General features: G+C 68.6%; 8 protein-coding genes. 5 read left to right on the plus strand and 3 right to left on the minus strand.

Annotated elements, in window-relative coordinates:
* The first annotated feature begins 263 nt into the window (after window positions 1–263).
* Together KIP79_RS43300 and KIP79_RS43305 are read left to right on the plus strand one after the other, a co-directional pair.
* Window positions 264–5,156, plus strand: coding sequence for an Lhr family helicase (locus KIP79_RS43300; RefSeq protein ID WP_214110884.1), 4,893 nt, complete (start codon window positions 264–266; stop codon window positions 5,154–5,156).
* 133 nt (window positions 5,157–5,289) lie between these two features.
* Entirely contained in the window at window positions 5,290–5,778 is a 489-nt protein-coding gene (locus tag KIP79_RS43305) for a VOC family protein (protein WP_214110885.1), read from the plus strand.
* A 135-nt stretch (window positions 5,779–5,913) separates the two neighbouring features.
* On the opposite strand, the gene KIP79_RS43310 is transcribed toward KIP79_RS43305, so the two are convergent.
* Window positions 5,914–6,087 carry a hypothetical protein gene (locus tag KIP79_RS43310; RefSeq protein WP_214110886.1) on the minus strand — a complete coding sequence of 58 codons (174 nt, stop codon included), beginning with the start codon at window positions 6,085–6,087 and terminating at the stop codon, window positions 5,914–5,916.
* 159 nt (window positions 6,088–6,246) lie between these two features.
* Between KIP79_RS43310 and KIP79_RS43315 the strand changes: the two genes are divergently transcribed.
* A complete protein-coding gene (locus KIP79_RS43315; RefSeq protein ID WP_214110887.1) occupies window positions 6,247–6,441 on the plus strand; it encodes a DUF3046 domain-containing protein in 195 nt (64 codons plus the stop codon).
* Between the two features lie 86 nt (window positions 6,442–6,527).
* Here KIP79_RS43315 and KIP79_RS43320 read toward each other — a convergent pair whose 3' ends face one another.
* Window positions 6,528–6,803, minus strand: coding sequence for a hypothetical protein (locus tag KIP79_RS43320; protein WP_214110888.1), 276 nt, complete (start codon window positions 6,801–6,803; stop codon window positions 6,528–6,530).
* Window positions 6,804–7,143: 340 nt separating this feature from the next.
* Between KIP79_RS43320 and KIP79_RS43325 the strand changes: the two genes are divergently transcribed.
* On the plus strand, window positions 7,144–7,494 hold the full coding sequence (locus KIP79_RS43325; protein WP_214110889.1) for a MarR family transcriptional regulator: 351 nt from the start codon (window positions 7,144–7,146) through the stop codon (window positions 7,492–7,494).
* A gap of 213 nt (window positions 7,495–7,707) precedes the next feature.
* The gene (recA, locus tag KIP79_RS50320) at window positions 7,708–9,891 is read left to right on the plus strand and encodes an intein-containing recombinase RecA (protein WP_214110890.1); all 2,184 of its coding nucleotides are present in this window, start codon (window positions 7,708–7,710) and stop codon (window positions 9,889–9,891) included.
* 515 nt (window positions 9,892–10,406) lie between these two features.
* Here recA and KIP79_RS43335 read toward each other — a convergent pair.
* Window positions 10,407–10,987: superantigen-like protein SSL4 (locus KIP79_RS43335; protein ID WP_504743118.1), on the minus strand; the 581-nt coding region annotated here is incomplete at its 5' end.

Here is a 10,987-nt window from a genome sequence, read left to right on the forward strand (position 1 = left end):
CTCCGCCTCAGGCAGATCAGCCCGGATCTCACAGGGCACGCCCACCGGCGGACACTCAGGGGGAAAGCTCCGGCCACCACCCAAGCCCGCATGGGATCGACAGACCTCCTGATCGACCACTGCTCCGGCTTGGGTGGGGGGAGATCCGCACCAGACGACGGCGACGCCGTCGAACTCGGCCCAGCCGTTGATGAAGCGGCTCTGAGCTGCGCCAACCCTGGCGGTCCGGAATTGTCGGTGGGCCGGTGCATGATGGGGGAGTGATGAGCGGTGGTGCGCTGGAGCGTTTCGATCCGGTGACCCGGGAGTGGTTCACCGGGGCGTTCGCCGCGCCCACCGCCGCTCAGGAAGGGGCCTGGTCGTCGATCGCCCGGGGGGACAACACCCTGGTTGTGGCTCCCACCGGGTCCGGTAAGACGCTCGCCGCCTTCCTGTGGTCCCTCGATCGACTCGCCGCCGAGCAGATGTCGGGCCAGGGCCACTCGGAGGGCCCAGATGCGCGCGGCATGAATGTTTCGCCAGGTCCGACCGAAGGCCAGAAGGGACGGGTGGGCGGGGCCTCTCCGGCAATCACGCGGACGGCCAAACCCGTGCGAGGGAAAGCGGCCCCGAAACGGCTGTGCCGCGTGCTCTACGTCTCGCCGCTGAAGGCACTCGCCGTGGACGTGGAGCGGAACCTGCGGGCACCGCTCACCGGAATCAGGCAGACCGCGCGCCGACTGGGACTACCGATGCCGGACATCTCGGTCGCCATCCGCTCAGGAGACACCACAGCCGAGGACCGCCGACGTTTCGCCGCGAACCCAGCTGACATCCTCATCACCACCCCGGAATCGCTGTTCCTGATCCTCACCTCCCAAGCACGCGAGGCCCTACACGGCGTCGAAACGGTGATCATCGACGAGGTCCACGCCGTCGCCGCCACCAAACGAGGAGCCCACCTGGCCCTCAGCCTGGAACGCCTCGACGCCCTACTCCCACGCCCGGCCCAGCGCATCGGCCTGTCGGCGACCGTACGCCCGGTCAGCGAAGTGGCCACCTTCCTCGGAGGAGCCCGCCCCGCCACCGTCGTACAGCCAGCCTCAGAGAAGACCATCGACATCAAGGTGATCGTCCCGGTAGAGGACATGACCGAGGTCTCCGCCCCGATTGCCGGAACCGACGACACCCCCACTCAACCCAGCATCTGGCCCCACGTCGAGGAACACCTGCTAGACCTCATCGAGGCCCACCACTCCACGATCATCTTCGCCAACTCCCGCCGCCTCTCCGAACGCCTCTGCTCCCGCCTCAACGAACTCGCCTGGGAACGCCGCACGGACCCCCTCCCAGAGGGGAACGGAGACCGGCCCGCAGCCTCCATAGCGACGCCCGCCCAGATGATGGCGCAGGCAGGAGCCTCCAAGGGAGCCCTGGCCGAGGTCGTGCGAGCACACCACGGATCGGTCTCCAAGGAGGAGCGCTCCCAGATCGAGGAAGCCCTGAAGTCGGGCCGCCTGCCCGCCGTCGTGGCCACCTCCAGCCTGGAACTGGGCATCGACATGGGCGCGGTCGACCTGGTGGCCTGCGTCGCCGCACCCCCCAGCGTGGCCAGCGGTCTCCAACGCATCGGACGCGCCGGACACCAGGTCGGCGCCGTCTCCCGAGGCGTGATCTTCCCCAAGTACCGGGGCGACCTGGTCCAGACGGCAGTGGTCGCCGAGCGCATGAAGACCGGCCAGATCGAGGAGATGCGCTACCCACGCAACCCCCTCGACGTACTGGCCCAGCAGATCGTGGCCATGACCTCGATGGACGAGTGGACGGTCGACGAACTCGAAACCCTGGTGAAGCGCGCCGCGCCGTACGCGACCCTGCCCAGGTCGGCCCTGGAGGCCACCCTGGACATGCTCGCCGGCCGCTACCCGAGCGAGGAGTTCGCCGAACTCCGCCCCCGCCTGGTCTGGGACCGGGTCACCGGAGCCCTGCAGGGCCGACCCGGCGCTCAGCGACTGGCCGTCACCAGCGGCGGCACCATCCCCGACCGCGGCCTGTTCGGAGTCTTCCTCGTCGGCGAGAAGGCCAGCCGGGTGGGCGAACTGGACGAGGAGATGGTCTACGAGTCCCGGGTGGGCGACGTGTTCGTGCTCGGCGCGACCTCCTGGCGGATCGAGGAGATCACCGCCGACCGGGTCCTAGTCTCACCCGCCCCCGGCCAGCCGGGCAAACTCCCCTTCTGGCACGGCGACACCGCCGGACGCCCCGCTGAACTGGGCCGCGCCATCGGCGCTTTCCTCCGCGAACTCGCCGCGACCGGCCCCGGCGCCACCGACCGCGTCCGCGCGGCCGGGCTGGACGAGTTCGCCACCGGCAACCTCCTCGCCTATCTCACCGAGCAACGCGAGGCGACCGGCTACGTCCCCGACGACCGCACCCTCCTGGTCGAACGCTTCCACGACGAACTCGGCGACTGGCGCGTAGTGATCCACTCCCCGTACGGCGCGCGCGTGCACGCGCCCTGGGCCCTGGCCATCGGCCGCCGGCTCCGCGAGCGGTACGGCTTTGACGTCCAGGCCGTCCACTCCGACGACGGCATCGTGCTCCGCATCCCGGACACCCTCGACGAGGCCCCCACCGACCTGGCCGCCTTCGACGCCGAGGAGATCGAACAGATCGTCGTCGACGAACTGGGCGGCTCGGCACTGTTCGCCGCCCGCTTCCGCGAATGCGCGGGCCGCGCCCTGCTCCTGCCACGCCGCATGCCCGGCCGCCGCAGCCCCCTCTGGCAGCAGCGCCAACGAGCCGCCCATCTCCTCGGCGTCGCCGCCAAGTACGCGAGCTTCCCCGTCGTCCTGGAAACCATGCGCGAATGCCTCCAGGACGTCTTCGACGTCCCCGGCCTGATCCAGCTGATGCGCGACATCTCGGCCCGCCGAGTCCGCGTGGTCGAGGTGGAAACCACCCAGGCGTCCCCCTTCGCGAGCTCCCTCCTCTTCAACTACATCGGCGCGTTCATGTACGAAGGCGACGCCCCCCTCGCCGAACGGCGCGCCCAGGCCCTCGCCCTCGACACCTCCCTCCTCGCGGAACTCCTCGGCCAGGCCGACCTCCGCGAACTCCTCGACCCCGACGTCATCGCCGAAACCGAACGCGAACTGGCGCGGCTCGACCGCCCCCTCCGCGACATCGAGGACCTAGCCGACCTCCTCCGCTCCCACGGCCCCCTCCTGACCGAGGACGTCGCGATCCGCGAAGGCGACCCTCAGTGGCTCTCCGACCTGGAACGCACCCGGCGAGCGATCCGGGTCCGGGTGGCGGGCCAGGAACAGTGGGCCGCCGTGGAAGACGCCTGGCGCCTTCGCGACGCCCTGGGCGTCCCCTTGCCGGTCGGCGTGCCCTCGGAATTCCTCGACCCACCGGACACCATGCTTCAGAGCGGACGACCCGCTCCACCCGACCCCCTGGGCGACCTCGTCGCCCGCCACGCCCGCACCCGCGGCCCCTTCACCGCCGGCACGGTCGCCGCCAGGCTCGGCGTCGGCATCGCCGTCATCAACGACGCGCTCCGGCGGCTGGTCGGCTCGGGACGTCTCGTCACCGGCGAGTTCCGTCCCGGTGGGCGCGGCGAGGAATGGTGCGACACCGGCGTACTGCGGCTTCTTCGGCGCAGATCGCTGGCCCACCTGCGTAAGGAAGTAGAGCCGGTTCCGCCCGAGGTCCTGGCGGCGTTCCTGCCCCAATGGCACGGCATCTCCGGCCAGTTGGTCGCACCCGCCGGAGATCACGGCGATTCGCGGGGCGCCCCGGCTGCGGGTTCCCTGGAGTTCGCGGGGGTCGGCGGCCGACCCGGCGATGCCCAACCCCGCGATGGTCGGAGTGAAGGCCGATTCGATGATGGCCAGCACGGCCCTGGGCGATCCGCTGGTTCCGGGAACCTACGGGCGATGGACGCCCTGGTCAACGCCATCGAACGATTGCAGGGGGCCGCGGTTCCGGCCTCCGCGCTGGAGACGCTGGTCCTTCCCGCACGAGTGCCCGGATATTCACCGGCGTTGCTGGACGAACTGACCTCGTCCGGGGAAGTCATCTGGGCCGGCCAGGGCTCGCTGCCGGGCGGCGACGGCTGGATCTCCCTCTACTTCGCGGACACCGCCCCGCTCCTCCTGCCGGAACCAGCTGAGATCACCACAACGCCCTTGCATGACATGGTGCTCGACGTGCTGAGCGGCGGAGGCGCCCTCTTCTTCCGCGAACTGTCCAACCGGGTCACCCCCGGCGCGGGCGCCGTACCGGACGACCAGACCCTGGCCACCGTCCTGTGGGACCTCGTCTGGTCAGGCCGAATCACCGGAGACACCCTCGCGCCACTACGAGCGACCCTGGGCACCGGCCGCCCCGCGCACCGACCAGCGACAAGCCGGCGGCGCCGAGCTGTCCTCCCAACCCGCAGTGGCCCACCCACAGTCGGCGGCCGCTGGTGGCTCCTCCCTGACCCCGCCAAGGACGGCACCCAGCGAGCCCACGCCCAAGCGGAGGTGCTCCTCGACCGCCACGGCGTGCTGACCCGCGGCGGCGTGACCTCTGAACGCCTCCCCGGCGGCTTCTCAGCCGTCTACCAGGTCCTCAGAGCCTTCGAGGAAGGCGGCCGCTGCCGCCGCGGCTACTTCGTTGAGGGCCTTGGCGGCGCCCAGTTCGCCACATCCGGCGCGGTCGACCGCATGCGCGCAACAACCCCCTCAGCGACATTGGCGACATCCAGCGCTCTCCCCGGGAGTCTGCCGATCCCCGACTACCCGGCCATGCGCGCACCCCGCCGAGCCGTGGTCTTGGCCGCAGCCGATCCAGCCAACCCCTACGGTGCCGCCCTACCCTGGCCCGACCGATCCGACGACGTGACCCACCGCCCAGGGCGCAAAGCAGGAGCCCTGGTGGTCCTGATCGACGGACGTCTCGTCCTTTACGTGGAACGCGGCGGAAAGACCCTGCTCTCCTTCGGCCAGGATGACGACCTCCGCCCAGCCGTGAACGCCTTGGCGACAGCCGTACGGGAGGGAGCCCTGGGCAAACTGACCGTCGAGCGAGCCGATGGCGAGTCCATCACCTCATCCCCGCTGGCAGCAGCTCTGGAGGATGCAGGCTTCCACCCCACCCCCCGCGGCCTGCGCATCCGCGCGTAGCGACATTGTCAGCCCGCACTGTCAACGCCGAGCCAATCGAGTCGAACGTCGATGAGGCTACGGCGTTGTGGATGGGAGATTGTGTCGGTGAGGGCGGATTGATCGGGTGGATGGGGGGACAATCAAGTGCACTATGGACATTGACTATGCGGCCATCGAGCGCAGACGTGATGAGATCCGCGACCGCTACCTGAAGGAGCGGCGGCCGCCAAGTAGTGCGCGTGGTCTTCACCACTTCGCACTGCTCTCCTCCGACGTCGAACGTACCATCGAATTCTATCAGGGGCTTCTGGAGTTCCCGTTAACCGAGATCTTCGAGAACCGGGACTACAAGGGCTCCAACCACTTCTTCTTCGACATCGGTAACGGGAACCTGCTGGCCTTCTTCGACTTCCCCGGGCTGGACCTCGGGCCGTACCAGGAGGTTCTGGGCGGTCTGCATCACATCGCCATCTCGGTGGATCCGGTCGCCTGGGAGCGGCTTCGGGGCAAGCTGGAAGCCGCCGGCGTCCCCCACATGGTCGAGAGCGGCGCCTCCATCTACTTCCGCGACCCCGACGGCGCCCGCCTCGAACTCCTCGCCGACCCCCTCGGCGAGATGTACGGCAACCGCGTGCTCTGACCCCGCTCTGCCGGAGCACGGGCCCACGCCGGATGGCTCTCGGACTGCTTCGCCTGAAATGAGGGTCCGGTGAGTGGGCGGCCCTGGCCCGTTCCGTCCGGAGTGGGTCTGGCCGCCCGTGCGGAGTAGGAGTTTTCAGCGGCGAGAGGGCCGCCGGGTCCGGGGCGCGCCCTCCCGGGGTGTGGGCGCGTCGGCGGGCCGTTCGGCGCGCTCGGCCTTCTGGAGGCCGACGGCGACCCGGATCTGGTGGCGCAACTGCTTCTTCCTGGCCCTTCGCGCCTGACGGGTCTGGCGGGTGAGCTTGGGCATGGGAACCTCCCTGCTCGCGCTGCGACGCGCCCCCGATCGCGCCCTTCCGGTTCGCCTACCTGATCAATGGATGTGCTCGCGGTGAGCTCACAATGCGCTCTGTGAGCTGTGACAGTCGCCTTGGTTCTTCCTATCCCAGAGGCGGTCATACTTGAAGTCATGCGCCTCACTGAGTTCTGGGATCGGATGAACACCCATTTCGGCGCTGCGTACGCGGAATCCTGGGCTCGTGACTACGTCATCGCCGAACTCGGCGGCCGTACGGTGGAGCAGGCTCTGGCCGACGGTGTCGGCGCCAAGCAGGTATGGCGGGCGGTCTGCCAGACCGTGGACGTGGACACCCGTCTCCGATAACCGAAGTTTCCCGGGCTGTGCGGCTCGCCGAGTCCGAGTTTCACTGAACCGGTCGGTTATCCCCGAGATGCCGCTTCCGTTGAAGATCAGCCGGATTCGGCGAGGAGTTTCTTGATCGTGTCGGCGGCCAGGTCGGTGTCCTCGGCGTTCTCCTGGCCGTCGGGTGACCACAGGAAGAGCCAGCCGTCGCGGGCGGGTGTGGCGAAGACGATCGTCTGCTTGCCGGTGTGCGGGTGCCACACCCACAGGACGGGATCGTCGCCTCCGAGCATGCGGCTGACCAGGCCGCGCTCAGGAAGCCGCTCGGCGAGCGCCTCCAGATGGGTACGGCGTTGCCGGGCGTACGCGCTGGTGCTCGCCACGTCGCCACCTAGGGTTTCGCGATCCTGGAAGAGGCGGCCATTGCCGGCCACCGTCCTTCAAGGATCGCCGCAGGTCAACAGCGAGGCAACAGCCCGGCAAGAATGCCCGGGAATGTGACTTCGAGGTTGGGGTCAGACACCTCGTCCGCCGGACCGCGGCTCCACTGACTACCCGGCATCGCTACCCGATACCGCGGCCAGCCTGGCATCCCCGACGGAGTCCTCACCGCCGACGACGAGTTGCCGACCGGCGAGCGGGAATCCAGCCCGCACACATCGCCGCGCCGGCCCCGGCGAACCCGACCAGGACGATGCCGCATCCCGTCCATCCTGCAATGGTGTGCCCGGCCACATTCTGGGAGCCACGGACGACCCGATCAGCGCGGGCGAACTGGCCGAACGCGCCAACCTCACCACGGGCGCGGTGACGGGGGTGCTGAATCGCCTCGAACAGGCCGGCTACGCCCATCGGCGTGCCGACCCCACCGACCGGCGCCGCGTACGGATCGTCGCCGACCCGTCCGCGACCGCCCGAGTCGCCGCCGCATACGAACCCTTCTATCGGCGGCTCTCCGGCCTGTTCGCCGACTACACCGCCGATGAGATCGCCGTACTGACCGACTGGTTCGCCAGGGCGGCGGCCCTGATGCGGACATCTCTGGAGGATATCGAGCCGGAGAAATCCCGCTGAACGGCGTGGAACCCCAGGCGTGGGCGGCGGGGAGATCGTTAGGGGGTTGGTGGGGAAGTTGTCGCAGGTTCGGGGTGAGATCGAACAGTCGTTCGGCTATATTTGACGTGCCGTCTGGTCCGTGTCTCTTCCGCGAGGCTCCGGAAAATGTCGGCGGCACCCCGTAGCTTTCCGGTGACCGAGAAAACCACGACCCTTCCAGGGGGCACCCCAATGGCAATCAACGACCGCGAGAAGGCCCTTGAGACCGCCCTCGCCCAGATCGAGCGACAGTTCGGCAAGGGTTCCGTCATGCGCCTCGGCGATGACGCCCGCGCGCCCATCGAGGTGATCCCCACCGGGGCGATCGCGCTCGACGTCGCCCTCGGCATCGGCGGCTTCCCCCGTGGCCGCATCGTCGAGGTCTACGGCCCGGAATCCTCCGGTAAGACCACGGTTGCGCTGCACGCGGTGGCCAACGCCCAGCGGCAGGGCGGCATCGCCGCCTTCGTCGACGCCGAGCACGCGCTCGACCCGGAATACGCCAAGAAGCTTGGTGTGGACGTCGACGCCCTGCTGGTCTCCCAGCCAGACACCGGCGAGCAGGCCCTGGAGATCGCCGACATGCTGATCCGCTCCGGCGCGATCGACATCATCGTCATCGACTCGGTGGCCGCCCTGGTCCCCAAGGCCGAGATCGAGGGCGAGATGGGCGACAGCCACGTCGGCCTCCAGGCCCGCCTGATGTCCCAGGCCCTCCGCAAGGTCGCCGGCGCCCTCAACAACACCGGCACCACCGCCATCTTCATCAACCAGCTCCGCGAGAAGATCGGCGTGATGTTCGGCTGCATGTCCTACGGCACGCGGGTGACCCTGGCCGACGGCACCCAGGAGAAGATCGGCAAGATCGTCAATCAGCGCCTGGACGTCGAGGTCCTCTCCTACGACCCGGAGACCGATCGGGTGGTCCCGCGCCGCATCGTGAACTGGTTCGACAACGGCAACGCGGAGCGCTTCCTCCAGTTCACCGTCGCCAAGTCCGGAGGCAACGGCAGAGCGCAGTTCGCGGCCACGGAGAACCACCTGATCCGCACGCCCGGTGGCTGGGTCGAGGCCGGCGAGCTCATCGCGGGCGACCGGGTCATGATTTCCGAGACCCACCGGCTCAGCGAGTCGCAGTGGCAGGTGGTCCTGGGCTCGATCATGGGGGACGGCAACCTTTCGCCCAACACCCGGGGTCGAGCCGGCGTTCGCTTCCGGATGGGCCACGGGGCCGAGCAGGAGGCGTATCTCGACTGGAAGTGCTCCCTTCTGGACAATGTCCAGCACTCCAGGAGCACCAACGCGAAGGGTGCGGTGTTCGCCGACTTCACCCCGCTTCCCGAGCTTGACGAGCTTCGCCAGGTGGTCTACTTCGGCGACGGCAAGAAGCACCTGACGTGGGAGTTCCTCAAGGCCCTCACCCCGCTCGCGCTCGCTGTCTGGTACATGGACGACGGCAGCTTCACCATCCGTTCCAAGGGTCTCCAGGCGCGTACCGAAGGCGGCTCCGGGCGCATCGAGATCTGCGTCGAGGCGATGAGCGAAGGGTCGCGGGATCGGCTGGTCGACTACCTCCGTGACACGCACGGGCTCGAGGTCAAGCTCCGGCACTCGGGCGCGCGCGAGGTCGCCGTGCTTCAGTTCAGCACCGAGTCCTCGGCGAAGTTCCAGCAGCTCATCGCTCCCTACGTGCACCCCTCGATGGCCTACAAGCTGCTGCCTCGTTTCCAGGGACAGTTCGCGGTCGAGCCGCAGCTCGCCGAGCCGGAGAACCGTCTGGTCCCCGCCGCGATCCTGGATGTGCGCATCAAGCCGAAGGCCCGGTCGATGAAGAAGTTCGACATCGAGGTGGAGGGCACGCACAACTACTTCGTCGACGGGGTCATGGTTCACAACAGCCCGGAGACCACGACCGGTGGTAAGGCGCTCAAGTTCTACGCGTCGATTCGGCTGGATGTGCGCCGTATCGAGACCCTCAAGGACGGCACCGAGCCGGTTGGTAACCGGACCCGGGTGAAGGTCGTCAAGAACAAGATGGCTCCGCCCTTCCGGGTCGCCGACTTCGACATCCTGTACGGGCACGGCATCTCCCGTGAGGGTGGCCTGATCGACATGGGTGTCGAGCACGGCTTCGTTCGTAAGGCGGGCGCCTGGTACACCTACGAGGGCGACCAGCTTGGCCAGGGTAAGGAGAACGCCCGTAACTTCCTGAAGAACAACCCCGACGTGGCCAACGAGATCGAAAAGAAGATCAAGGAAAAGCTCGGCGTCGGGCCTCGAATCGACACCCCCACCCCTCCCGCGGCCCCTCAGCCGGCCGCGGCCGCTCCTTCCGGCCGCACCAAGTCCGCCGCCATCAAGCCCGGCGACGTCTGACGGCCACCGACGCACATTTCTGGCTTCCAGGCCAACCTCTTGGCCTCCCGCTCATCCCAGTGGGAGGCCAGGAGACCGCCCAGCCTCGGGCTTCATCGCCAGCTTTGGGCTCCACGCTCGCCTCGGTCCTACTTACCTGCCTTGGTCCTACTCCCGGCCCTTTGTTCTCCGGTCAGCTGTTCTCCGGTCAGCCTTGGGCATTCCAGTTCTGGCCACGCCCGGCTCCCGCCGCTTCGGCAGCTTCGGCCCAATCGGCCGATTACTGACTGGCCGACTTCGATTGGGTCCATGGGGCGTTGATTCACGAGTCGCTGAGTCACCCAATCGGCTGAACCGGATCCTTTCGGGCGCTATGGCTGCTTCGGCTGGCGGGGCTTATCCGCTTATCGGGGCGGGGCAGGAGAGTGCGCTGGACGGGTCAGGGGCGGCTCTGAAGGGACCCTGCGGCGCGGCAATAGCGGCGTGACAGACATCGGTTAAGGATCATGAACCCACACGACTGGATTGCCGGCGGATCAGACGAACAGCCCGGAGTCGGCGGCAGCGGCCGGGCAGGGGATGAGCGTGGCTGGCCGGAGGGGGGAGAAGGCCCCACCGGCCCCACTGAGCCTTGGTGGGAGTGGGATGCCGGGCTTGGCGGCGTAGGAGAGCGTGAAGGCGGCGGGGGCGCTCGTGAGGGGTCTGGGCGTGGCGTAAAAGGGCGTAGAGGGGGACTTCCACAGCCTGGAGTCGGCGGCGGCCGGAGAGGGGATAGGCGTGGTTGGCCGGACGGTACGGAAGGGCTCGCTGAGCCTGGGTGGGGGTGGGGTGCCAGCGGGCTTGGCGGCGTAGGGGAGCGTGAGCCTGCTGAGGGTGCTCGCGAAGGGTCTGGGAGTGGCGGAAACAGGCGTAGAAAGGCTCGTCGCGGTGAGGGGCAACGCGGTGAGGGGCAACGCGGTGAGGGGCAACGCGGTGAGGGGCAACGCGGTGAGGGGCAACGCGGTGAGGGGCAACGCGGTGAGGGGCAACGCGGTGAGGGGCAACGCGGTGACGGGGAGCGCGGCGAGGGGCAGTGGGGCGAGGGGCAGTGGGGCGAGGGGCAGTGGGGCGAGGGGCA

This window comes from Acrocarpospora catenulata (assembly GCF_018476525.1).
GTDB lineage: Bacteria > Actinomycetota > Actinomycetes > Streptosporangiales > Streptosporangiaceae > Acrocarpospora > Acrocarpospora catenulata.